This is a genomic window from Leisingera coralii (assembly GCF_049056525.1).
Lineage (GTDB): Bacteria > Pseudomonadota > Alphaproteobacteria > Rhodobacterales > Rhodobacteraceae > Leisingera > Leisingera coralii.
This window is the reverse complement of record NZ_JBHUPT010000059.1, coordinates 61,793-83,624: the sequence shown is the minus strand read 5'-3', so window position 1 is coordinate 83,624 and position 21,832 is coordinate 61,793. Positions and strand designations below refer to the sequence as shown.

Here is a 21,832-nt window from a genome sequence, read left to right as displayed (position 1 = left end):
ATACCCTAGGGTCGGCTCATGATCCTGTCCCAAGGCCGCCGGTACGTTTTTATCCATATCCCCAAGACCGGCGGCACCGCGCTGGCGCTGGCGCTGGAGGCGCGTGCCATGGCGGATGACATGATGCTGGGCGACACCCCCAAGGCGGTGAAGCGCCGCCGCCGCCTGAAGGACGCGCAGGCCCGCGGCCGCCTGTGGAAGCACTCCACCCTGTCCGATATCGAGGGGCTGGTGCCGGAGGACGCCTTGCGGGGCCTGTTTGCCTTCACCATGGTGCGCAACCCCTGGGACCGGGCGGTGAGCTATTATCACTGGCTGCGGGAGCAGGCCTTCGATCATCCGGCGATCGGCCTGGCGCAAAACCTGGAGTTCCGCGCCTTTGTGCAGCATCCTGACATCATCAGCGCCTTCCGCGGCAGCCCGGCGTCCTCCTACATGCGCCATGCCGACGGCACAGAGCAGTGCCGTCTCTATATCCGGCTGGAGCATTTTCAATCCGACGCGCAGCCGCTGTTTGATCATCTCGGCTTTGCGCTAAACCTGCCGCGCGTCAACGAGAGCGGCCGGCAGCGCGATTGGCGGCTCTATTACGACGATGCCGCGGCTGAGGCGATTGCCACAGCCTGTGCGCAGGATATCGCGCAATTTGAATACTCTTTTAACGATTCCCTCCTATCCAAGTGACGTGATGCAGCGCTGAGAGTGCCAGTCCGGGGCTTAAACCGGCACCGGGAAGGCTGATTGGCGCGAAAACGTGAACATTGACCGGTTTCTGCCTCAATTCCGGCCCGTAAGCGGCAAGGAAAGAAGGAAAAGACCGGATCGGCCAAAGGGCGCCTTGCCTGGGCCGCAGGAAAGGAACGCGGATGCTGGATTGGCTCTTGAAACGCTCGCAGGTCCCGATGGGACGGGCCATGAACAGCGGATTTCCCCTGATCCCCGCCGGCCAGGGCGGCTTCCTGGCGGGCACCCATGTGGCCTCCAACCTGGGCTGGCGCCCGGTGGAGGCGCTGACAGCGGGCGACAAGGTGCTGACCTTCGATCACGGCATGCAGACAATTGTGGAGCTGCACCGCGAAACCATCCTGCCGGGCGAGGGTGAGCTGGAACCGGCCCGCTGCCCGCTTTTGGTGCCGCGTGATGCCCTGATGAACCGGGTGCCCCTGTGGCTGATGCCGGACCAGGGCGTGCTGCTGGAGAGCGAGCTGGTGGAGGACGCCCAGGGCGACCCCTTTGCGGTGGTGCCGGCCTGCGCGCTGGAAGGCTACCGCGGTATCCGCCGGATGCATCCGGGGGCGCAGCTGGATCTGGTCACGCCGCGCTTTGCCCAGGACCAGGTGATTTACCTGGAGGCCGGCATGCTGGGCTTTTCCGCCGCCCCGCGCAATCTGATGTGCGGCCGTGTTTTCCAGGAGGAAAGCGCCTACCGGGTGCTGCCGCCGGAAGAGGCGCGCGGGCTGGTGCTGTCGATGATGGCCGAGGAAGAGCAGTGGGCTGCTCCCGGCACCGGCGTGTCCGGGGAAGAGTATCAGCCGCCGCTGAGCTGAGCCGCAGAATCTGCACTAGGAATGAAAACGGCCAGGGCATGCCCTGGCCGTTTTGCTTTGTGAGGTGCCTTTAGGCCGCCGCGGATTTTTCCGGGGCAAAGCGGGTGTAGAAGCTCTGGCCCTTCTCCGCCATCTCGCGCAGCAGCGCCGGGCAGGTGAAGCGCTCGCCGAATTTCTCCGCCAGGCTGTCGCAGCGTTCCGCCGCATAAGGCGTGCCGAGGATGTCCAGCCAGCTGAGCGGGCCGCCCGACCACGGCGCAAAGCCCCAGGCCAGGATCGCGCCAACGTCGCCCTCGCGGATGTCCATCAGCACGCCTTCCTCCAGCGCCCGTACCGCTTCCAGCACCTGTGCGAACATCAGCCGTTCCTGTACTTCGATCAGATCGGGCTGCTCGGCGGCAAGCGGAAACTTCTCCTGCAGGCCCTTCCAGTACTCGACGCGCTTGCCCTTGTCGTCATACTCGAAGAAGCCCGCGTTCGACTTGCGCCCCAGACGGCCCTGTTCTTCCATCCAGAAGATCAGATCGTCCGCCGGGCTTTCCGGATAGGCATCGCCCATCGCCGCCTTGGTCGCCCGCGCGATCTTGGCGCCGAGATCAATCGAGGTCTCGTCAGTCAGCTGCACCGGCCCCACCGGGAAGCCCAGCTGCCGCGCTGCGTTGTCGATCAGCACCGGGCTGACGCCCTCGGTGATCATCCGCATGCCTTCGTTGATGTAGGGAATGATGCAGCGGTTGGCGTAGAAGAAGCGCGCGTCGTTGACCACGATCGGCGTCTTGCGGATCTGGCGCACGTAGTCCAGCGCCTTGGCCACCGCGCGGTCGCCGGTTTCCTTGCCCTTGATGATCTCCACCAGGAACATCTTCTCAACCGGCGAGAAGAAGTGGATGCCGATGAACTGATCCGGACGCCCGGACGCCTTGGCCAGTTCGGTGATCGGCAGGGTAGAGGTGTTGGAGGCGAAGATGCAGTCCTCGGGGATGATCGCCTCGACCTTTTGGGTCATCTCGGCCTTCACGCCCGGGTCTTCGAACACCGCTTCGATGATCAGGTCGCAGCCCTTCAGCGCCTCCAGATCCGCGGTCGCGGTGATCTGCGCCAGCAGTGCTTCCTTCTTCTCTTCGGTGGCCTTGCCGCGCTTGATGCCCTTATCCATGTAGGCGGCGGAATAGGCCTTGCCCTTGTCGGCGGCGTCCTGATCGCGGTCGATCAGAACCACTTCCATGCCCGCCTGGGCGGAGACCAGCGCGATGCCCGCGCCCATCATGCCGGCCCCCAGCACGCCGACCTTCTTGACCGACTGGTCCGGCACACCTGCGGGCCGCACCGCGCCTTTCTCCAGCGCCTGCTTGTTCAGGAACAGGCTGCGGATCATGGCAGAGGACGACGGGTTCATCAGCACATGGGTGAACCAGCGCGCCTCGATCTTCAGCGCGGTGTCGAAATCGACCAGCGCGCCTTCATAGATCGAGCTAAGCAGCGCCTTGGCCGCCGGGAAGGCGCCTTGCGTCTTGCCATTCACCATCGCTGAAGCACCGACAAAGGTCATGAAGCCCGCCGGATGATACGGCGCGCCGCCCGGCATCTTGTAGCCCTTGGCGTCCCAGGGCTTGACCAGGTCGGCGTCCTTGGCGTTCAGGACCCATTCCTTAGCAGCGGCCAGCGGATCCTCGGCCACGGCGTCGATCAGCTGCGCGCCCTTGGCCTTCTTCGGGTCCATCATCTTGCCTTCCAGCAGGACCGGGGCCGCCGCCATCGCACCCACCATGCGGGAGTAGCGCGTGGTGCCACCGCCGCCGGGGAAGATGCCGATCATGATTTCCGGCAGGCCGATCTTGGCCTTCGGGTTACTGGTCATCACCCGGTGATGGCAAGCCAGCGCAATCTCGGTGCCGATGCCGGCGCAGGTGCCGTTGATGGCGCAGGCCACCGGCTTGCCGCCCTTCTTGGTCTTGGGGTCCATGCCCGCCAGCTCCAGCTTGCGCAGGATGCGGTGGCCGCCCATGGTAAAGTCGAACAGGCCTTGCGCTGGGTTGTCACCGGATTCCTCGCGGATCGTCGCCAGCACGTTCAGGTCCATGCCGCCGGCAAAGTCCTTCTTGCCGCTGGTGATGACGATGCCCTTCACGTTCTCGTCTTCCAGCGCACGGTCCACGTATTCCTCCACCAGGCCGAATGCCTCGCGGGTGAGGACGTTCATGCTCTTGCCTTCGGCGTCCCAGGTGATGATTGCGACGCCGTCCGCGTCCACGTCGTATTTGAAATCGCTCATGTATCTTCTCCAGTCTGGTCAGCCGTCAGCGGGCTGCCGTCCTTACGGGTGAAGGTGAACTGCCCTTCGGCAAATTTCACCATCATGTCCAAATCGCTGTAATAGCCGGTCTCGGTCGGGGTGCGGGTGCCCACCACCAGAAAGGCGGCAGGCCGGTCCGAGCGGTTCACCAGGTGGTGGCCGTTCTCCTCCCCCGCCGGGAAGGCGGCGCAGTCGCCGGGCATCATCTCGTGCGCGCCCTGATCGTCGATCAGGGTGCAGGTGCCCTCGGTCACCATCACGAACTCGTCCTGTTCCATGTGGTAGTGGCGCAGGGACGACATCGCGCCCGGCTCCAGCCGCACGATGTTGACGCCGAACTGGCTGAGCCCGCCGGGATCGCCCAGCGGCTGTACGCTGCGCGCGCCAACCTCGGCGGCCAGCTTGCCGGGATAGCCCGAGCCGGTCCGCCAGGGGAGCCGGGAAAGGTCCAGCTTCGGCATCAGACCCGCTCGATGATGGTGGCTGCACCCATGCCGGATGCAATGCACAGGGTGGCGAGACCGCATTCCTTGTCCTGCCGCTCCAGCTCATCCAGCAGGGTGCCGATGATAATCGCGCCGGTGGCGCCCAGCGGGTGGCCCATGGCGATGGAGCCGCCGTTGACGTTGACCAGCTCCGGATCGACGTCAAATGCCTGCTGGAAGCGCAGCACGACCGAAGCGAAGGCCTCGTTCACCTCAAACAGGTCGATGTCGCCGATCTTCATGCCGTTGTCGGCCAGGATCTTCTCGGTCACCGGCACCGGGCCGGTCAGCATGATGGTGGGATCGGTGCCGATCTTGGCGGTCGCCTTGATCCGCGCGCGCGGCTTCAGGCCGTGCTTCTCGCCAAATTCCTTGTTGCCGATCAGCAGCGCCGCTGCACCGTCCACGATGCCGGAGGAGTTGCCCGCGTGGTGGATATGGTTGATGCGCTCCAGATGCGGGTATTTCAGCATCGCCACCTTGTCGAAGCCCGGCATCTGCTCGCCCATCATCTGGAAGGCCGGGTTCAGCGATCCCAGCGCCTGCATGTCGGTGCCGGGGCGCATGTATTCGTCATGGCTCAGGATCGGCAGGCCGTTCTGGTCGGTGACGGTGATGACGGATTTTTCGAAGCGCTTCTCTTCCCAGGCCTTGGCGGCACGGCGCTGGCTCTCCATCGCCAAAGCGTCCGCCTGGTCGCGGGTAAAGCCGTATTCGGTGGCGATGATATCGGCCGAAATACCCTGCGGCACGAAATAGGTCTCCATCGCCAGGCTCGGGTCCACCGCAATTGCAGCCCCGTCCGAGCCCATGGCAACCCGGCCCATCATCTCCACACCGCCCGCGATATAGCCATCACCGGCGCCGCCCTTCACCTGGTTCGCGGCCAGGTTCACCGCCTCCATGCCGGAGGCGCAGAAGCGGTTGATGGCGAGGCCCGGAATGCGCTCATCCAGGTCGGATGCCAGCACGGCCGAGCGCGCCAGGCAGCCGCCCTGTTCCATCACCTGGGTCACGTTGCCCCAGATCACATCCTCGACCGCATGGCCGTCCAGGTTGTTGCGCTCCTTGATCGCATTCAGCGTCAGGGCGGAAAGGCGGACCGAGGTCACCTCATGCAAGGAGCCGTCCTTGCGTCCCTTGCCGCGCGGGGTGCGCAGCGCGTCATAGATATATGCGTCTGTCATCGTGCTCTCCTCAGGCCCGGTCCGACGGGTTGCCGGGCATCAAGTCATAGGGATGTTTCCAGCCGGGCAGGGCGCTGATGCGGTCCAGCCAGGCGTCGATATGGGGCCAATCGGCCCGGTCGAAGCCAAAGGGCTCCGGGTAAAACAGGTAGCCGCAGCAGGTCAGATCAGCGTTGGTGAGGCCATCGCCGACGATCCACTCGCGGCCCTCCAGATGGGTGTTCAGGGTGGTGAAGGCGGCCTTAAGGCGGCCCTGCATGAAGGCAATCACCTCCTGCGGGCGCTTGTCCTCGGGGATGAAATTCATCAGGAAGCGGGTCATGCCGATCTGGCTGGACAGTTTGTGGTTGTCCCACAGGATCCAGCGCAGGACCTCGTATTTGTCTTCCGGGCGGCCTGCGAACTTGCCGGTCTTGTCGCTGATGTACTGCTGGATCACGCCGGACTGCGACAGGCGCACATCGCCATCCACCAGCACCGGCGCCTCGGCCATCACGTTGAGGCCGCGGTAATCGTCGGTGCGGTGCGCGCCGCTGAAGAAATCGACAAACACCGGCTCCCAGGCCAGGCCCGACAGTTCCAGCGCCAGTGCTGCCTTGTAGGAGTGGCCGCTTTCGCCGAAGCAATGCAGTTTGATTGTCATGTGTTGCTCCCTGTGTCTGCTGGCGGAGCGGGGGTTTCACACCCCCGCACCCCCGTGGAGTATTTTTGGCAAAGAAGAAGGGGCGGATTCATTCTTCCTTAACCATGTTCCGTTGCACTCGTCCTGCGGTACAGGCTGGAGAGCCGATGACCGCCAAAGGAGAAGCCCTGCTTTCCGGCCTGGCGCCGCCGGGACCGGGGGCAGGGTGGACCTTGAGCTTCTTCTTTGTCCAAATACTCAAATTCCATCAGCTGCCTCCTGCGGTACCGCCGCGGCTCCTGCGGCTACAGCGACCGCGCAATCAGCTCCTTCATGATTTCATTGGTGCCGCCATAGATCCGCTGCACCCGGGCGTCGGCCCACATCTCGCCCACCGCGTATTCCTGCATGTAGCCATAGCCGCCGTGCAGCTGCAGGCATTCGTCCAGCACCTCGCCCTGGGTGTCGGTGATCCAGTATTTCGCCATCGCCGCTTTTTCGACGGTGAGCTTGCCCTCCAGGTGCTCGGCGATGCACTCATCGAGGAAGGCACGCGCTACCTTGGTCTTGGTCAGGCATTCGGCCAGCTTGAAGCGGGTATTCTGGAACTGGGTCAGCGGTCCGCCAAAGGCTTCGCGCTCCTTGCAGTAGGCGACGGTGCGCTCCACCGCGCCTTCCATCGCGCCGACCGCACCGCAGGCGATGATCAGCCGCTCCTGCGGCAGCTGCTGCATCATCTGATAGAAGCCCTGGCCTTCGGCACCACCCAGGATGTTCTCCGGCGGGATCTCCACATCGCTGAAGAACAGCTCCGAGGTGTCCGCCGCGTGGCAGCCGATCTTGTCGAGGTTGCGGCCGCGGCTGAAGCCCGCGGCGCCGTCGGTTTCCACCGCCACCAGCGACACGCCCTTGGCACCCGCCGCCGGATCGGTCTTGGCGGCCACCAGGATCAGGTTGGCGTGCTGGCCATTGGTGATGAAGGTCTTCTGGCCGGTCAGCCGGTAGGCGTTTCCGTCCTTCACCGCCTTGGTCTTGATCGCCTGCACGTCGGAGCCGGTGGAGGGCTCGGTCATTGCCAGCGCGCCGACCAGCTCGCCGGTCACCATCTTCGGCAGCCAGCGCTGTTTCTGCTCCTCGGTGCCATAGGCGAGGATGTAATGGGCGACGATGCCGGAGTGGATGCCGTGGCCCCAGCTGGCCAGATTGGCGCGGCTGCCTTCCATCAGGATCACCGCCTCATGGCCGAAATCGCCGCCCGCACCGCCGTATGCCTCGGGGACCGAAGGGCACAGCAGGCCCAGTTCGCCAGCCTGCTGCCAGGTCTCCCGGTCCATCATGCCCTGCTTGCGCCAGGCCTCGAACTTGGGCGCCCATTCATTGGTGATGAACTGGGCGGTCATCTCGGCAAGCATCTGGTGCTCTTCGGTCATCCATGCGGACTGCGTGCTGGTCATCTCTCTCCCTTTGGCCGCGTGCGGCCTATCTTTTGCGCGCCTCCAGCTCGGCGTTGAACAGCCGCAGCCGGTGGGTCAGGTTCTCATGGTCCGTCACGCTGTCGAAATGCTCGAACAGGAATGACAGCGCTTCCCCCTCATCCAGCCCGGCCTCCTGGGCAAACTTCTTCAGTCTGCGGTAGCCGTCCTCGGTCATCGCGACGGGGAAGCGGCGGGTCAGGCGGAAACGTTTCGGCATTGTTCGGTCCTTTGCATGTCAAGGCACCGGCCGGGGCTTGGGCGGGCGCCCCGGTGAGGGCGCCCGGAAAGGCATCAGAAGGCGTCCGCGTCCAGCGCCATCACCGTGTCCGCGCCGCTTTCGATGCGGGCCAGGTGCAGCTTGGTGGCGGGCAGCCGACGTGCCATATAGTACCGGCCGGTTGCGAGCTTCGTCTCATAGAACGCCGCGTCATCGGCCCCGGCGTCAAGCGCTTCCTGCGCCGCCTTGCCCATCTTGGCCCACATCAGGCCCAGGCAGACCTGGCCGAACAGATGCATGAAGTCATAGGAGCCCGCCAGCGCATGGTTCGGGTTCTTCATGCCGTTTTGCATGAAGAACATGCCGGCCGCCTGCAGATCCTTGGACGCCGCCTGCAGCGGTTTGATGAAGTCCTTTGTGAAAGCCTCTGAAATATCTTTGTTTTCCTGGCAGAAGGTTTTGACCATATCAAAGAAGGCAAGGACGTATTTGCCGCCGTGCTGCCCCAGCTTGCGGCCCACCAGGTCCAGCGCCTGCACGCCGTTGGCGCCTTCGTAGATCATCGCAATGCGGGCGTCGCGGGTGTATTGCGACATGCCCCATTCCTCGATGTAGCCGTGGCCGCCATAGACCTGCTGCGCCTGCACGGTCATGTCGTAGCCTTGATCGGTCAGGAAGCCCTTGATCACCGGGGTCATCAAAGAGATCAGCCCGTCGGCATCCTTGTCGCGTGCGCGGTGTGCCTGGTCGATCAGGGTGGCGCCCCACAGCAGGAAGGCACGCCCGCCCTCGGCAAAGCTTTTCTGGTCCATCAGCGAGCGGCGGATGTCCGGGTGCACGATCAGCGGGTCTGCCGGGCCATCCGGGTTCTTGGCGCCGGTCACGTCGCGGCCCTGCAGCCGGTCCTTGGCGTATTCCAGCGCGTTCTGATAGGCGGCCTCGGCCTGCGCCAGGCCTTGCATGCCCACGCCCAGCCGCGCCTCGTTCATCATGGTGAACATGGCGCGCATGCCCTTGTGCTCTTCTCCCAGCAGCCAGCCCACGGCGCCGTCGTAGTTCATCACGCAGGTGGAGTTGCCGTGGATGCCCATCTTCTCCTCGATCTTGCCGACCGAGACGCCGTTGCGCTCACCCAGCGAGCCATCCTCGTTCACCAGGAACTTGGGCACGATGAACAACGACACACCCTTGATGCCCTCGGGGCCGCCGGGGATCTTGGCCAGCACCAGGTGCACGATGTTCTCGGCCATGTCGTGATCGCCGGAGGAGATGAAGATCTTCTGCCCGGAGATGCGGAAGCTGCCGTCGCCCTGCGGTTCGGCCTTGGTGCGCATCAGGCCCAGATCGGTGCCGCAGTGCGGTTCGGTCAGGTTCATGGTGCCGGTCCACTCACAGGAGACCATCTTGGGCAGATAGGTGTTCTTCTGCTCATCGGTGCCATGCGCCAGGATCGCCGAGGCGGCGCCGTGGGTCAGGCCCTGGTACATGGTGAAGGCCTGGTTGGCAGCCGAGAAGAACTCGCCCACCGCGGTGCCGATCACATAGGGCATGTTCTGGCCGCCGAACTCTTCCGGCATGTCGATGCCCGGCCAGCCGCCTTCCTTGACCTGCTCGAAGGCTTCCTTGAACCCCTTGGGCGTGTAGACCACGCCGTTCTCCAGCCGGCAGCCCTCGGTGTCGCCCACCACGTTCAGCGGGTGCAGCACTTCGCTGGCGATCTTGCCTGCTTCCTCCAGCACGGCGCCGGTGAACTCCGGCTCCAGCTCGTGGTACCCGGGAATATCCTGGCCAGAGACCTTCAGGACATCATGCAGAATAAACTGGGCGTCTTTGGCGGGGGCTGTATAGGAAGGCATTAGGGTCCTCTTCAGGGGGCTTGTTGCACTTGGGTGGGCGCCGGGCAGGCCGGCACAAGGGGCAGGGCGGCTGCCTATTCGGCAGCCTTCTTTTCAGCCCGCATCGAGGCGATCATCTTTTCGCCCCAGGCAAGCTGGTCCTTCAGGTCCTCGATCGCCTCGGTCAGCTCCTCGCGCTGGCGCTCCATGTCGTTGAGCCGCTCCTTGGCAATCTCGTATGTCTTGGTCAGCTGGGTCACCTGCTGGTCGCCGACATGGTACAGGTCCAGCAGCTGGCGGATTTCCTCCAGGCTGAACCCGAACCGCTTGCCGCGCAGGATCAGCTTCAGCCGGGCGCGGTCGCGTTTGGTGAACAGCCGCTTCTGGCCGTCACGGATCGGGAACAGCAGTTCCTTGGCTTCGTAGAACCGCAGGGTGCGGGGCGTCACGTCAAAGGCCTCGCACATCTCGCGGATGGTCATGGTTTCTTCGGTCATCGTCGTCACTCTTACGGCTTGGTGCAGGACCAAGCTGTGCGTAGTTCGCTTTTCAATCAAGACTGACTTTACGTTTACGTAAGTTGTACGTTGCGTCACTTTCGGGAGCGGCCATAGTTCGCAAAACGAACGTAAAGTGACGCAACGTTACGATTTGGCGAGGGGACAACGCGACCGCGTGCGCCTGCTTGCGGCGGGCGGAGAGGGCCGAATCCAGCGGCCCGGAATCAAGCCGAAGCCACCGCAACAGCGTCTGCCCGGAAGGGCTGGCGCACTTGCGGCGCAGTGGCATGTTTGGAAAGGAGAGTTGCTTGGCGGGAGCAGAGTGACCAGCACGAGGTGCCTGCACCATCCCGCGGGCAGGCGGCGGCCCGGCTGGCGCTTGCGCCAGGCCGGACCCGGTTATCTTACTTCAGCAGCGCCTTGGTGCTGGCGCGCAGGGCAGTCAGCTCTTCAATGGCCTCATTGATCTGCTCGCGCTGCTTTTCCAGCTCCACCAGCTGGCGGTCGGCCATTTCCATAAAGGCATGGTTCTGGGCGTCATTGCCCTCTTCTTCATAGATCAGCAGCCACTGGCGGATCTCTTCCAGCTGAAAGCCGAACTTGCGGCCGCGCAGGATCAGCTTCATCCGGGCGCGTTCCCGCGCACCGTAAAACCGCGACCGGCCCTCGCGGTCCGGCTGCAGCAATTCGATGTATTCATAGTAGCGCAGCGTCCGCGGCGTAACGTCGAACTCTGCGCACATTTCCTTGAATGACAATCTGTTGTCGGTCATCCGTCGTCTCCCTTGCCGGGAACCTATGCACTTGCAGCGAACAGTGCAACCTCCGTGGCGGCACACTTGCGCTTTCGCCGGGGCGCAGCCAAAGATAGGGCAGAGATTTCAAAGCGACAGCCCCATGGCCGACAAGACCCAGCTCGCACGCCAGTTCATCGAAGCGATCCCCCATGCCAAGCAATTGGGGATGAAACTGACGGAGATCGGCGACGGCACCGCCGAGATCCGCATGGCCTATGACGAGAAGCTGGTTGGCGATCCGGCAACCGGCGTCATCCACGGCGGCGCGGTCTCGGCCCTGATGGATACATGCTGCGGCGCAGCGGTGATGAGCCACCCTTCGGCCCCCGGCGGCACCGCCACCATCGACCTGCGCATCGATTACATGCGGCCCGCCACACCCGGCCAGGCAATCACCACCCGCGCCACCTGCCACCACATCACCCGCACCGTTGCCTTTGTCCGCGCCGTGGCGATGGACGAGGATCAGGACCGCCCCGTCGCCACCGCCGCAGGCGCCTTTACCGTGGAGAAGAAGTTTTGAGCCGCCCCCGTCCCGAACCGATCCAGGTGGTCAAGCAGCGCCGCGATGCCGCCCTGTCGGCGCTGGTGGACTCGGTCCCGTACATCCGCTTCCTGAATGTGACCTTCGACCGCCGCGGCGATGAGCTGACGGCGCAGCTGAACTTCGATGACAAGCTGATCGGCAACCCCTTCCTGCCGGCCATCCACGGCGGCGTGACCGCGGCGTTTCTGGAAATCACGTCGATGGTCACTTTGAACTGGTCCTTCCTCTGGCCGCGCATCGAATCCGGCGATCTGGACCCGGCGGAGATGGCCAAGGGCAACCTGCCGCGCCAGCCCAAGACCATCGACTTCACCGTTGATTACTTGCGCTCCGGCCTGCCGCGTGACGCCTACGCCCGGGCGCGGGTGAACCGCTCCGGCCGCCGCTATGCATCGGTGCATGTGGAGGCCTGGCAGGACCATAAGGACAAGCTGTTTGCCCAGGCCACCGGCCATTTTCTGATGCCGCAGGACGCGAACGGCAAGGACTGACCCCATGACCAGCGCGGCGTCGGACATCACCCACAAACGGGTGCTCAGGATCGCGTTGCCGATTGTCCTGTCGAATGTCACGGTGCCGATTCTGGGAGCCGTGGACACCGGCGTGGTCGGCCAGATGGGCGAGGCGGCACCGATTGGCGCTGTCGGCATCGGTGCCGCAATCCTGGCGGCGGTCTACTGGATTTTCGGCTTTTTGCGCATGGGCACCACCGGGCTGGCCGCTCAGGCGCGCGGGGCAGGGGACTGGGCCGAAACCGGGGCCCTGCTGATGCGCGGGCTGCTCCTGGCCTTTGCTGCCGGGGCGCTGTTCATCATCGCGCAAGCGGCGGTGTTCTGGGGCGCCTTCGCGCTGGCGCCTGCCAGTGCCGACGTCGAAACCCTCGCCCGCGATTACCTGGAAATCCGGATCTGGGGCGCGCCTGCCACCATTGCGCTCTATGCCGTCACCGGCTGGTTGATCGCGGTCGAGCGTACCCGCGGTGTGTTCCTGTTGCAGGTCTGGATGAACGGGCTGAACATCGCGCTGGACCTGTGGTTCGTGCTGGGCCTCGGCTGGGGGGTCGAGGGCGTCGCCCTGGCCACGCTGATTGCCGAATGGACCGGGCTGGCGCTGGGGCTGTACCTGTGCCGCGATGCCTTTGCGGGCGAGCAATGGCGTGACTGGGCACGGGTGTTCGACGCAGCGCGGCTCAAGCGGATGATGCAGGTGAACGGCGACATCATGGTGCGCTCGGTGCTGCTGACGGGGTCTTTCACCACCTTTCTGTTCATCAGCTCCGGCGTCGGTGACGTGAACCTCGCCGCCAATCAGATCCTGCTGCAGTTCCTGTCGGTCACCGCTTTTGCGCTGGACGGCTTTGCCTTTGCCGCCGAAGCCCTGGTGGGCGGTGCGGTCGGCGCACGGGCCCGCGCCCAGCTGCGCCGGGCCGCGGTGATTGCCGCGCAATGGAGCACCGGTGGCGCTCTGCTTCTGGGGGCGGGATTTGCCCTTGCCGGCCCTGCGGTGATCGACCTGATGGCCACGGCGCCCGAGGTGCGCGACGCAGGCCGCGTCTATTTGCTCTGGGTAGTGCTGGCCCCGGTGCTCAGCGTGGCGAGCTACATGTTTGACGGCATCTACATCGGCGCCACCTGGACCCGTGACATGCGGCGGGCGATGCTGCAGGCGGTGGCGGCCTACGTGCTGGCGCTGCTGCTGCTGGTGCCGCTATTCGGCAACCACGGACTGTGGGCGTCGCTGATGGTGCTGAACGTGGCCCGCGGTGTGACGCTGGGGCTGCGCTACCCGCGCCTGGAAGCGCAGGTAGGTGCCTGAGCGCACCGGAATTCTGCGGGAATTCCGGCCCGTTTTCCGGCGCGGAAAACGGGCGCTTCGCGCCAAAAAATCCTCGCAGGATTTTTGGCCGTTTCCCGCGCCGGGAAACGGTTACAGCAGCGCTTCAATCGCCTCAGTCGGGCGGCCGATCACCGCCTTGCCGTCCTTGATCGCAATCGGGCGCTCGATCAGGATCGGATGCGCGGCCATTGCGGCCAGCAGATCTTCCTCGGCGCTGTCCTTGCGCAGGCCCAGCTCCTTGAAGACCTTCTCGCCCGTGCGCATCATCTCCACCGCAGAAACACCCAGCGCGGCCTGCACCGCCTTGATTTCCTCGAGCGAGGGCGCGTCCTGCAGATACAGCCGCTGCTGAACCTCAGCGCCGCGCTCTTCCAGCAGCGCCAGGCCAGCACGGGATTTCGAGCAGCGCGGGTTATGCCAATAGGTGATCACAGCCAATCCTTCCGTTTGCTTCCAACCGCTTGCGCGACGTTCTCAAAGCCGTCCCGGGCGAGCAGCGCGTCCAGCCCGCGGGCAATGTCACCGGCCAGCGACAGCCCGCCGTAAACCATCGCGGTGTAGAACTGCACCGCAGAGGCACCGGCGCAGATCTTGGCATAGGCCTGCTCCGCGGTGCTGATGCCGCCGACGCCGACCAGCGGCACTTTGCCGTCCAGAAGCTCCGACAGCTGCGCCAGCACCCGGGTGGATTTCTCGAACAGCGGCGCGCCGGACAACCCGCCGGCCTCGCCTTTGTGGACGCTCCGCAGCCCGTCGCGCGACAGGGTGGTGTTGGTGGCAATCACCGCATCGATGCCGCTTTCCACGGCGACGGCGGCGATGTCTTCTATGCCTGCGCGGTCCAGGTCCGGTGCGATCTTGAGGAACACCGGCACCCGGCGGCTGAGGCCCTCGCGGGTCTCGATCACGCCTGCCAGCAGCGCCGAAAGCGCCGCCTTGCCCTGCAGGTCGCGCAGCTTCTCGGTGTTGGGCGACGACACGTTGACGGTGGCAAAGTCCAGATGCGCGCCGCAGTGGGCCAGCACCTTGGCGAAGTCCGCGGCACGGTCCGTGCTGTCCTTGTTGGCGCCGAGGTTCAACCCGATGACGGCATCGCGCGGCCGCTGCGCCAGCCGCGCGCCGATCGCCTCCATGCCCTCGTTGTTGAAGCCAAAGCGGTTGATCGCCGCCTTGTCCTCGGTCAGGCGGAACAGGCGCGGCTTGGGGTTGCCGGGCTGCGGGCGCGGGGTGGCGGCACCCACCTCGATGAAGCCGAAGCCGGATTTTGCCAGCGGCGCCAGCGCCTCGGCGTTCTTGTCATAGCCCGCGGCCAGGCCGACCGGGTTCGGCAGGTCAATCCCTGCCAGCGTGGTCTTGAGCCGGGCGGAGGTCACGGGGCCGGGGGCAGGCGCCAGCCCCATGGCCAGCGCCTTGATCGACAGCCCATGGGCCGCCTCCGGATCAATCCGGTGCATCGCCGCGAGCGCCAGTTTCTCGGTCAGCTTCATGCCATCTCCTCCGGGAACTGATGCGTGCCCTCCACCAGCGGCAGCGGCTCGGCCCAGACCACATCCGACATGCGGATGTTGCGGTAGAGATGCGGGAACTCGGCACCGCCGCGGGAGATTTCCCATTTCAGGTCATCGCCCATTGCCTCCGCATCGCAGGCCAGCAGGGTCAGCCCCTCGGCGCCGGCGAAATGCTTGGCCGCGGTCTCTGCCGCCTGGGTCGCGGTGGAGAAATGGACATAGCCGTCCGCCACATCAATCGGTGCGCCCCGGGTTTCGCCCGCGGCCTGCAGTGCGGCCCATTCGTCCGCCCGGAAAATCTTGTAAATCAGCATGACGGCCTGATGCCTTGCGTTTGCCGATGAATCAAGGGGGATTGGCGGCGGTGCGGCCAGTCAAGCTGACGCAAGGGGAGTGCGAAGTCCGGCTTTTCCCCTTTGACGGGCGCGGGCTTTGGGCGCAGGCTTGCCCGAAACAGAACACGGGAGCGCCCCTCATGATTGCACGGTTTCTCACTTCGGTTGCGGCCCTGGCCCTGACTGCCGGTGCCGCAGCGGCGGAGTACAGGCTGACCATCCTGCACACCAACGACTTTCATTCCCGGTTCGAGCCGATCAACAAATACGACAGCACCTGCGACGCCGGGGATCAGGCCGAGGGCAAGTGTTTCGGCGGCACCGCGCGGCTGGTGACGGCCATCGCGGACGCTCGGGCGCGGGCGGAAAACGCGATCCTGGTGGATGGCGGCGACCAGTTTCAGGGGTCGCTGTTCTATACCTATTACAAGGGCAAGGCCGCGGCGGAGTTCGTGAACCAGCTGGGCTATGACGGGATGACCGTCGGCAACCATGAATTCGACGACGGTCCGGAGGTGCTGCGCGGCTTTATGGATGCGGTGGGCTTTCCGGTGCTGATGTCCAACGCGGATGTCTCGGCGGAACCGGCGCTGGCGGATGTGCTGAAGAAATCCACGGTGATCGAGCGGGGCGGCGAGAAGATCGGCCTCATCGGCCTGACGCCGGAGGACACCCATGAGCTGGCAAGCCCCGGCAAGAATGTGCATTTCTCCGATCCCGTGGCGGCGGTGCAGGCGGAAGTTGACCGGCTGACCGCCGAGGGCGTGAACAAGATCGTGGTGCTCAGCCACTCCGGCTACGGCGTCGACCAGCGGGTGGCGGCGGAGACCACCGGGGTGGACGTGATCGTCGGCGGCCACAGCAACACTTACCTGTCCAACACTTCGGACAAGGCGGCCGGGCCGTATCCGACGGTGGTGAACGGGGTGCAGATCGTTCAGGCCTATGCCTATGGCAAGTTCCTGGGGGAGCTGAACGTGACCTTTGACGATGCGGGCAATGTGATCCGCGCAGAAGGCGAGCCGCTGATTATGGATGCGGCGGTCAGCGAAGACGCAGCCACCCTGGACCGGATTGCGGAACTGGCGCTGCCGCTGGATGAGATCCGCAACAAGGTGGTGGCGGAGGCCGCGGAACCCGTTGAGGGCAGCCGCGATGTGTGCCGGGTGCAGGAGTGCCAGATGGGCAACCTGGTGGCCGATGCGATGCTGGACCGGGTGAAGGATCAGGGCGTGACCATCGCCATCGCCAACTCCGGCGGCATCCGCGCCAGTCTGGATGCAGGCGAGGTCACCATGGGCGAGGTGCTGACCATCCTGCCGTTCCAGAACACGCTCTCGACCTTTGAGATTGATGGCGAAACCCTGGTGGCGGCTCTGGAAAACGGCGTCAGCCAGGTGGAGGACGTCAAGGGCCGCTTCCCGCAGGTGGCGGGGCTGAAATTCAGCTGGGACAGCTCTGCCGCGCCGAACAAGGGCCGCGTCAAGGACGTGATGGTGGCAGAGGGCGACAGCTTTGTGCCCATTGATCCGGCCAAGACCTATGTGGTGGTCACCAACGATTATGTCCGCAACGGCGGCGACGGCTATGCGATGTTCGAAGGCGACGACAAGAACGCCTATGACTTCGGCCCGGACCTGGCGGATGTACTGGCGGAGTATCTGGCGGCCCAAGGCCCGTACACGCCCTATACCGACGGGCGGATTTCTGAGGTGAAATAGGCAGCGTCACATAGGTCCGGACCGGACCCAATGTTTCGCGCGCGAAACATTCGGGCAGGAGGGCTGCCGCATTATTTTCAGTCAATATTTACCTTCGCCGGCCTTTCGTAAACGGGCTGGCGGGGGCTTTCGCAGGCGGGGCGCGCATGGCAGAATGCCCTTATGGACCACCCGCTGATCGACCTCATCAATGCCCGGATCGAAGCCGCTGAGAAGGACGGTGCCTTTGACAACTTGCAAGGTGCCGGCAAGCCGTTGCCGAAGTGTGACGATCCGGAAAACGAGCTGCTCAACCGGCTGGTGCGCGAGAGCGGCGGGGTGCCGGAATTCGTGAGCCTGTCGCGCGAACTGCAGCGCCTCAGGGCCGAACTGCGCGAAACCGGCGACCGCAGCCGCCGGCAGGAGATCCTGAAAGAGATGTCGATGATGGACGCGCGCATCGAACTGGCGCGCAAGGCCTACGCCAAGTAGGCCCTGTTACCCCTTGATTTCCGGCCAGATTTCCGGGTCCAGCCCGGCGATGAACGGCTCCAGAACATCGGCGAATTTCTCCCACTTGCCGATCGAGCGGGTGTGCGCCGTCTGCCGGACCTGGGTGTTCGACAGCGTCAGCACCTGGCCCTCGTGCCGTTCCGGGTGGGCCATATCCTCGACCCAGTCCAGTCCGCAGAAATCCGCCAGCTTGCGGCTTTCGCCCTCGATATCGGCAACGAAGCTTTCATAGCGCAGGTCGTAGATCCGCCCCGGCATCACCTGCCGCCAGTGCTGCATCAGCCGGCCGTAGAGATTGAAGCGGTGCGCCATCGCCTTGAGGTCATAGGCATAGGTGAGCGAGCTGCCGGAGAAATAGCCGCGCCAGATCGACAGCGCCACGTCGCGCGGATCGCGGCAAAGATGAACAAACCGTGCATCCGGGTAAGCGGTCAGCAGATGGCCCAAGAGGCGGTAATTGTCGGGCATCTTGTCGACATAGGCGCGGGTGCCTTCGGGCATTTCGGGCAGACGGCTGATGTCCTCAGCCACGAAATTGCGGGCGGCCTCTGGCGTAAACTCCTGATCCTTGTCCAGATAGGGATGCAGCAGGAAGGCCGGCACGCCGCGCTCGCCCAGCGGGAATACATCGGGGTGCAGGCCGATCACGGTCTCGGTCAGCGTGGTGCCGGAGCGCGGCATCCCCACCACATAGATCGGGCGCGGGCCTTCTGGAGTGGTCTCCGCCGGGGTGATCTCCTCCGGGAAGGCAGCCATGATGCGGCTGAACTGGCGCTCGCTCTCCTCGTAGTCATAGGGGTTCTGCGCCGCCATACAGGCGTTGGCCTCATCATTGTGGGCGGCAAAGGCGTCCTTGTCGCCATCCTGATCGGCGATCCGGGCCAGGGCAAAGCTGACGTTGGCGCGGTCGAGCGAGCGGGCAGGCGCCGCCTTGAGCGCTTTCTGCGCAATGGGCAGCAGCTCCGCGTTCTGCTCGCGGCTGCTGATGCGGGCCAGCATTTCCAGCACCTGGGTGTCCTTGGGGTCCAGCTCCAGGACAGCGAGGCACTGCTCCCGGGCGGCGGTGGAGTCGCCGTTGGAGATCAGCTGGCTGGCCAGCCGCCTGCGGGCCTCCACGTTCTGGGGCGCCACGGCGACGGCCTTCTGTGCGGCTTCGGTCGCCTCGTCCTGCCGCATCAGCCGGGCCAGCAGCAGGCTGGCGTTCTGCAGCGCGTCAGCGTCGTTGGGGTTCACCTTGAGCGCCGCCTGGTAATCCGCCAGCGCAGCCTTCTCATCACCCAGCGTGTTCCAGGCGGTGGCGCGCAGCCGCAGCATCCGCGGCTGGCGCGGGTCGCGGGCCAGTGCCGCGGTGGCGGTCTCGATCGCGGCCTCGGGTTCGTTCATCACCAGATGCGCCTGCGCCTGAAGATAGAGCGCTGCCTGATCGCCGGGCTGGTCTTTCAGCACCCGCTCCAGCAGCTTCATCGCCGGTTCGCCCTGCTGCAGGAACAGCAGCGTCTGCGCCAGGTTCTTGCGGGCATCGTGAAAGCCGGGGGCCAGCGCCAGCGCCTTCTTGAAATAGGGCACGGCATCGCGGTGCTTGCCCAGGCCCGACAGGGAAATCCCTGCGATGTTGGGGAAGTCCGGGTGGCTCTTGTGCCGCTTCATGCCGCCCTTGGACTGTTTCAGCGCCTGCTTGAACTTGCCCTGATTGAGAAAACCGAAGGCTGCCTGGAGATCATTCTGGAGAGTCATGAGGCCTATCTATCATCCTGTCAGGGCGGCTGAAAATCCCTGGCCAAGGCAGGCTTTGCATCTGCGCCCCGGGCCGGGTTAGAAATCAGCATGTGCGGACGATTTGCCACAACCCTGCCTGCGGATGCAATGGCACAGCTGTTTGCGGCGCAGCCCGCGAACGATCTGCCCAAGGTGCCCAATTACAACGTGTGCCCGACCAACCCGGTGCATGTGGTGCAGGCGGGGGAGGCGGGGCGGCAGCTGGTGGCGATGCGCTGGGGCTTCCTGCCGCATTGGTACAAGAGCGAAACCGCCGGGCCGCTGCTGATCAACGCGCGGGCAGAGACGATTGCGGAGAAGCCCGCCTTTGCCAAATCCTGCCGCGAGCGGCGTTGCCTGGTCCCGGCCAGCGGCTTTTATGAATGGACCAAGGCGGAGGACGGCGCCCGGCTGCCCTGGTACATCCACCGCAGCGACGGCGCGCCGATTGCCTTTGCCGCCGTCTGGCGCAGCTGGGGGGCGGAGGATCCCGTCAAGACCTGCGCCATCGTCACCACTGCGGCAAACCAGGGGCTGTCGGCGATCCACCACCGGATGCCGCTGATCCTTGAGCCGCAGGACTGGGGCAAGTGGCTGGGCGAGGAGGGCCATGGTGCCGCGGCGCTGATGCAGCCGGGGGCGGAGGGCATTCTGGACTTTCACCGGGTAGGTCCGGCGGTGAACTCCAACCGGGCCGAGGGGCCGGAGCTGATCGAGCCGTTTGAAGAGGGCGATACCCCGCGCGGCCGCCTGATCTGAGCGCTTATTCGGCCGCCTGGCTGCCGGGCAGGTCGCGCTGCGGCGCCCGGCTCAGCTCATTGGCGGCCAGGGTCGCCTTGCGCAGCAGCGCCACGAAGGTTTCCTGCTCCGCCTCGGTGAGGCCGGTGAAGATCGCTGGCTGCGCGGCCTGGACGACCGGCAGGATCCGCTCCAGCAGCGCTTCGCCGTCGCGGGTCAGGCTGACCTCGCGGGCACGGCGGTCCGCGGCGGAGATCCGGCGCGCCACCAGCCCCTTGTCCACCAGCCGGTCCACCACCTTGCCCAGGGTGGCGCGGTCATAGGCGATCAGCCCCGCAACCGAGGCCTGGTCGATGCCCGGATGGCGGCGGATGGCGGCCATGGCGGAAAACTGCACCGGAGTCAGGTCGACGCCTTCCGCGGCCATCCGCTCCATGAACTGGGCGACGGAGATCTGGTGCAGCCGCCGGATCAGATGGCCGGGCAGCGCGTGTATGTCCAAAGGGTCGGTGTCCATGGGTCCTGGTCCTTGCCGCTGTGGCGCCGCGGGGCCTTCTGCCCGGGCTGGTCTGCTGGTTCCGATTGCCTTACTGCCCCGTGCGCATTCCGCGCAAGCCTTATTGCCGCGGGGAGGGCATTTGCAGCTTTTCCTTGCGCATGGGGCGGGGTAGAGCAGAAGCATGGCGCTGACATTCAAATCCCTGCAAGAGTTCTATGGCCACGGGTTCGACACGGTGATCGACGTGCGCAGCCCGGCGGAATATGCCGAGGACCACGTGCCCGGGGCGATCAGCCTGCCGGTGCTGAACAACGAGGAGCGCGCCGAGGTCGGCACCATCTATGTGCAGGACAGCCCCTTCAAGGCGCGCAAGCTGGGCGCGGCGCTGGTATTCCGCAATGCCGCCAGCCACATCGAGCAGCACCTGAGCCACCATGAGGGCGGCTGGAGGCCGCTGGTCTATTGCTGGCGCGGCGGCCAGCGCTCGGGCTCCTTCACCTGGATGCTGCAGCAGATCGGCTGGCGCGCCGAGGTGGTGCAGGGCGGCTATCAGACCTACCGCCGCCTGGTGCACAAGGCGATGTATGAAACCGCGCTGCCGCACCGGCTGGTGGCGCTGGACGGCTATACCGGATCGGCCAAGACCGAGGTGCTGAAACGTGCCGGAGAGCTGGGCGTGCAGGTGCTGGACCTGGAGGGGCTGGCCAATCACCGCGGCTCGCTTCTGGGCGATATGCCCACACCGCAGCCCTCGCAAAAGGCGTTTGAATCCGCGGTGGCCGGGGCCTTGATGCGGCTGGAGCCCTCCCGCCCGGTGCTGGTGGAGGCGGAATCGATCAAGATCGGCCAGCGGATCATCCCGCCTGCGGTCTGGGATGCGATGAAACAAGCCCCCAGGATCGAGCTGCAGGTGCCGGTGGCGGCGCGCTGCCGCTACCTGGTGCAGGCCTACGACGACATCCTGTCGGACGCGGAGCGGCTGCGCGAGAAGCTGGGCCCCTTGCGCGCCCACCGTTCCGGCGCGGTGGTGGACGGCTGGTTTGCCCGCATCGCCGAGGGCGACAAGCCCGGGCTGACCGAGGCGCTGATGACGGAGCATTACGACCCGGCTTACCGCAAATCGCGGGCGGCGATCGGGGCGGAGGTGATTGCCACGGTAGACGCCGCAGCCTTGGACGAGCCGGGCCTGGATGCGGCGGCGGCCCGGATTGCACAAATCATGGCTGGTTTCTAAGCCAGAAGCGTGGGGCTCCCGCCCGTCGCTGGAGCATCACAGATGCGCCGCTCCCGTTGGGCGTGGCGCTGCGCTGGCGCGCAGCGTGCCTCCGGCGTTTTTTACGGGACCCTGGAAAAGGGGAAGGGGCTTCAGCTTCTTTCTGGACAAAAATACCCCGGGGTGAATTGGCCGTTAGGCCAAGAGGGGCTGGCCCCTCTTCCGCCAAT

At 65.2% G+C, this 21,832-nt stretch carries 23 protein-coding genes; 9 read left to right on the top strand and 14 right to left on the bottom strand.

Annotated elements, in window-relative coordinates; genetic code table 11:
- The first annotated feature begins 18 nt into the window (after positions 1-18).
- Positions 19-684 (top strand): sulfotransferase family 2 domain-containing protein, encoded by a 666-nt coding sequence (locus ACFMBG_RS17930; protein ID WP_421056066.1) that lies wholly within the window; start codon positions 19-21, stop codon positions 682-684.
- A 182-nt stretch (positions 685-866) separates the two neighbouring features.
- Positions 867-1,547: a Hint domain-containing protein gene (locus ACFMBG_RS17925; RefSeq protein ID WP_421056065.1), complete on the top strand. Its 681-nt coding sequence runs from the start codon at positions 867-869 to the stop codon at positions 1,545-1,547.
- A gap of 70 nt (positions 1,548-1,617) precedes the next feature.
- Here the strand turns inward: ACFMBG_RS17925 and ACFMBG_RS17920 are convergent, their stop codons facing one another.
- The 9 genes from ACFMBG_RS17920 to ACFMBG_RS17880 form a co-directional block, all read right to left on the bottom strand.
- A complete protein-coding gene (locus ACFMBG_RS17920; RefSeq protein ID WP_421056064.1) occupies positions 1,618-3,819 on the bottom strand; it encodes a 3-hydroxyacyl-CoA dehydrogenase NAD-binding domain-containing protein in 2,202 nt (733 codons plus the stop codon).
- Entirely contained in the window at positions 3,816-4,301 is a 486-nt protein-coding gene (locus ACFMBG_RS17915; RefSeq protein WP_421056063.1) for a cupin domain-containing protein, read from the bottom strand. Before ACFMBG_RS17915 ends, ACFMBG_RS17920 begins: the two co-directional genes overlap by 4 nt.
- On the bottom strand, positions 4,301-5,512 hold the full coding sequence (locus ACFMBG_RS17910) for an acetyl-CoA C-acetyltransferase (protein WP_421056062.1): 1,212 nt from the start codon (positions 5,510-5,512) through the stop codon (positions 4,301-4,303). The genes ACFMBG_RS17915 and ACFMBG_RS17910 overlap by 1 nt, the downstream gene beginning before the upstream one ends.
- Before the next feature lie 10 nt (positions 5,513-5,522).
- Positions 5,523-6,155 carry a glutathione S-transferase family protein gene (locus ACFMBG_RS17905; RefSeq protein WP_421056061.1) on the bottom strand — a complete coding sequence of 211 codons (633 nt, stop codon included), beginning with the start codon at positions 6,153-6,155 and terminating at the stop codon, positions 5,523-5,525.
- A 284-nt stretch (positions 6,156-6,439) separates the two neighbouring features.
- Positions 6,440-7,588, bottom strand: coding sequence for an acyl-CoA dehydrogenase family protein (locus tag ACFMBG_RS17900; protein WP_421056060.1), 1,149 nt, complete (start codon positions 7,586-7,588; stop codon positions 6,440-6,442).
- A 25-nt stretch (positions 7,589-7,613) separates the two neighbouring features.
- Entirely contained in the window at positions 7,614-7,826 is a 213-nt protein-coding gene (locus tag ACFMBG_RS17895; protein ID WP_174144396.1) for a hypothetical protein, read from the bottom strand.
- Positions 7,827-7,900: 74 nt separating this feature from the next.
- Complete coding sequence (locus ACFMBG_RS17890) at positions 7,901-9,682, bottom strand: acyl-CoA dehydrogenase C-terminal domain-containing protein (protein ID WP_421056059.1); 1,782 nt, start codon at positions 9,680-9,682, stop codon at positions 7,901-7,903.
- Positions 9,683-9,756: 74 nt separating this feature from the next.
- Positions 9,757-10,158, bottom strand: a complete 402-nt coding sequence (locus ACFMBG_RS17885) for a MerR family transcriptional regulator (RefSeq protein WP_421056058.1) — start codon at positions 10,156-10,158, stop codon at positions 9,757-9,759.
- A 407-nt stretch (positions 10,159-10,565) separates the two neighbouring features.
- Positions 10,566-10,934, bottom strand: coding sequence for a MerR family transcriptional regulator (locus ACFMBG_RS17880; RefSeq protein ID WP_421056057.1), 369 nt, complete (start codon positions 10,932-10,934; stop codon positions 10,566-10,568).
- Between the two features lie 124 nt (positions 10,935-11,058).
- Here ACFMBG_RS17880 and ACFMBG_RS17875 point away from each other — a divergent pair, with 124 nt between their 5' ends.
- From ACFMBG_RS17875 to ACFMBG_RS17865, 3 genes are read left to right on the top strand one after another with little or no spacing between them, the layout of a single operon-like run.
- On the top strand, positions 11,059-11,481 hold the full coding sequence (locus ACFMBG_RS17875) for a PaaI family thioesterase (protein ID WP_421056056.1): 423 nt from the start codon (positions 11,059-11,061) through the stop codon (positions 11,479-11,481).
- Complete coding sequence (locus tag ACFMBG_RS17870; RefSeq protein ID WP_421056055.1) at positions 11,478-11,996, top strand: PaaI family thioesterase; 519 nt, start codon at positions 11,478-11,480, stop codon at positions 11,994-11,996. Before ACFMBG_RS17875 ends, ACFMBG_RS17870 begins: the two co-directional genes overlap by 4 nt.
- Before the next feature lie 4 nt (positions 11,997-12,000).
- The gene (locus ACFMBG_RS17865; protein ID WP_421056054.1) at positions 12,001-13,320 is read left to right on the top strand and encodes an MATE family efflux transporter; all 1,320 of its coding nucleotides are present in this window, start codon (positions 12,001-12,003) and stop codon (positions 13,318-13,320) included.
- 111 nt (positions 13,321-13,431) lie between these two features.
- On the opposite strand, the gene arsC is transcribed toward ACFMBG_RS17865, so the two are convergent.
- The 3 genes from arsC to ACFMBG_RS17850 are packed head-to-tail and all read right to left on the bottom strand — an operon-like array spanning position 13,432 to position 15,163.
- Positions 13,432-13,773 (bottom strand): arsenate reductase (glutaredoxin), encoded by a 342-nt coding sequence (gene arsC / locus ACFMBG_RS17860; RefSeq protein ID WP_421056053.1) that lies wholly within the window; start codon positions 13,771-13,773, stop codon positions 13,432-13,434.
- Complete coding sequence (locus tag ACFMBG_RS17855) at positions 13,770-14,828, bottom strand: quinone-dependent dihydroorotate dehydrogenase (protein ID WP_421056052.1); 1,059 nt, start codon at positions 14,826-14,828, stop codon at positions 13,770-13,772. Before ACFMBG_RS17855 ends, arsC begins: the two co-directional genes overlap by 4 nt.
- Positions 14,825-15,163 carry a DUF952 domain-containing protein gene (locus tag ACFMBG_RS17850; protein WP_421056051.1) on the bottom strand — a complete coding sequence of 113 codons (339 nt, stop codon included), beginning with the start codon at positions 15,161-15,163 and terminating at the stop codon, positions 14,825-14,827. The genes ACFMBG_RS17855 and ACFMBG_RS17850 overlap by 4 nt, the downstream gene beginning before the upstream one ends.
- Positions 15,164-15,324: 161 nt before the next feature.
- On the opposite strand from ACFMBG_RS17850, the gene ACFMBG_RS17845 reads away from it, so the two are divergent.
- Positions 15,325-16,905, top strand: a complete 1,581-nt coding sequence (locus ACFMBG_RS17845) for a bifunctional metallophosphatase/5'-nucleotidase (RefSeq protein WP_421056050.1) — start codon at positions 15,325-15,327, stop codon at positions 16,903-16,905.
- 162 nt (positions 16,906-17,067) lie between these two features.
- Positions 17,068-17,376, top strand: coding sequence for a DnaJ family domain-containing protein (locus ACFMBG_RS17840; RefSeq protein WP_421056049.1), 309 nt, complete (start codon positions 17,068-17,070; stop codon positions 17,374-17,376).
- 6 nt (positions 17,377-17,382) lie between these two features.
- On the opposite strand, the gene ACFMBG_RS17835 is transcribed toward ACFMBG_RS17840, so the two are convergent.
- On the bottom strand, positions 17,383-19,131 hold the full coding sequence (locus ACFMBG_RS17835) for a tetratricopeptide repeat-containing sulfotransferase family protein (protein WP_421056048.1): 1,749 nt from the start codon (positions 19,129-19,131) through the stop codon (positions 17,383-17,385).
- A gap of 90 nt (positions 19,132-19,221) precedes the next feature.
- Between ACFMBG_RS17835 and ACFMBG_RS17830 the strand changes: the two genes are divergently transcribed.
- Positions 19,222-19,911, top strand: coding sequence for an SOS response-associated peptidase (locus ACFMBG_RS17830; protein WP_421056047.1), 690 nt, complete (start codon positions 19,222-19,224; stop codon positions 19,909-19,911).
- Between the two features lie 4 nt (positions 19,912-19,915).
- Here ACFMBG_RS17830 and ACFMBG_RS17825 read toward each other — a convergent pair whose 3' ends face one another.
- Positions 19,916-20,407: a MarR family winged helix-turn-helix transcriptional regulator gene (locus ACFMBG_RS17825; RefSeq protein WP_421056046.1), complete on the bottom strand. Its 492-nt coding sequence runs from the start codon at positions 20,405-20,407 to the stop codon at positions 19,916-19,918.
- A 163-nt stretch (positions 20,408-20,570) separates the two neighbouring features.
- Here ACFMBG_RS17825 and mnmH point away from each other — a divergent pair, with 163 nt between their 5' ends.
- The gene (mnmH, locus tag ACFMBG_RS17820) at positions 20,571-21,623 is read left to right on the top strand and encodes a tRNA 2-selenouridine(34) synthase MnmH (RefSeq protein WP_421056045.1); all 1,053 of its coding nucleotides are present in this window, start codon (positions 20,571-20,573) and stop codon (positions 21,621-21,623) included.
- The last annotated feature ends 209 nt before the right edge of the window (positions 21,624-21,832 follow it).

Coding starts and splice junctions, on each gene's coding strand:
- ACFMBG_RS17910 (WP_421056062.1), bottom strand. CDS start 5,512: ATGACAGACGCATATATCTATGACGCGCTGCGCACCCCGCGCGGCAAG.
- ACFMBG_RS17845 (WP_421056050.1), top strand. CDS start 15,325: ATGATTGCACGGTTTCTCACTTCGGTTGCGGCCCTGGCCCTGACTGCC.
- ACFMBG_RS17850 (WP_421056051.1), bottom strand. CDS start 15,163: ATGCTGATTTACAAGATTTTCCGGGCGGACGAATGGGCCGCACTGCAG.
- ACFMBG_RS17855 (WP_421056052.1), bottom strand. CDS start 14,828: ATGAAGCTGACCGAGAAACTGGCGCTCGCGGCGATGCACCGGATTGAT.
- ACFMBG_RS17880 (WP_421056057.1), bottom strand. CDS start 10,934: ATGACCGACAACAGATTGTCATTCAAGGAAATGTGCGCAGAGTTCGAC.
- ACFMBG_RS17835 (WP_421056048.1), bottom strand. CDS start 19,131: ATGACTCTCCAGAATGATCTCCAGGCAGCCTTCGGTTTTCTCAATCAG.
- ACFMBG_RS17930 (WP_421056066.1), top strand. CDS start 19: ATGATCCTGTCCCAAGGCCGCCGGTACGTTTTTATCCATATCCCCAAG.
- ACFMBG_RS17885 (WP_421056058.1), bottom strand. CDS start 10,158: ATGACCGAAGAAACCATGACCATCCGCGAGATGTGCGAGGCCTTTGAC.
- ACFMBG_RS17825 (WP_421056046.1), bottom strand. CDS start 20,407: ATGGACACCGACCCTTTGGACATACACGCGCTGCCCGGCCATCTGATC.
- ACFMBG_RS17920 (WP_421056064.1), bottom strand. CDS start 3,819: ATGAGCGATTTCAAATACGACGTGGACGCGGACGGCGTCGCAATCATC.
- ACFMBG_RS17875 (WP_421056056.1), top strand. CDS start 11,059: ATGGCCGACAAGACCCAGCTCGCACGCCAGTTCATCGAAGCGATCCCC.
- mnmH (WP_421056045.1), top strand. CDS start 20,571: ATGGCGCTGACATTCAAATCCCTGCAAGAGTTCTATGGCCACGGGTTC.
- ACFMBG_RS17915 (WP_421056063.1), bottom strand. CDS start 4,301: ATGCCGAAGCTGGACCTTTCCCGGCTCCCCTGGCGGACCGGCTCGGGC.
- ACFMBG_RS17865 (WP_421056054.1), top strand. CDS start 12,001: ATGACCAGCGCGGCGTCGGACATCACCCACAAACGGGTGCTCAGGATC.
- ACFMBG_RS17840 (WP_421056049.1), top strand. CDS start 17,068: ATGGACCACCCGCTGATCGACCTCATCAATGCCCGGATCGAAGCCGCT.
- ACFMBG_RS17895 (WP_174144396.1), bottom strand. CDS start 7,826: ATGCCGAAACGTTTCCGCCTGACCCGCCGCTTCCCCGTCGCGATGACC.
- ACFMBG_RS17905 (WP_421056061.1), bottom strand. CDS start 6,155: ATGACAATCAAACTGCATTGCTTCGGCGAAAGCGGCCACTCCTACAAG.
- ACFMBG_RS17900 (WP_421056060.1), bottom strand. CDS start 7,588: ATGACCAGCACGCAGTCCGCATGGATGACCGAAGAGCACCAGATGCTT.
- ACFMBG_RS17925 (WP_421056065.1), top strand. CDS start 867: ATGCTGGATTGGCTCTTGAAACGCTCGCAGGTCCCGATGGGACGGGCC.
- ACFMBG_RS17890 (WP_421056059.1), bottom strand. CDS start 9,682: ATGCCTTCCTATACAGCCCCCGCCAAAGACGCCCAGTTTATTCTGCAT.
- ACFMBG_RS17830 (WP_421056047.1), top strand. CDS start 19,222: ATGTGCGGACGATTTGCCACAACCCTGCCTGCGGATGCAATGGCACAG.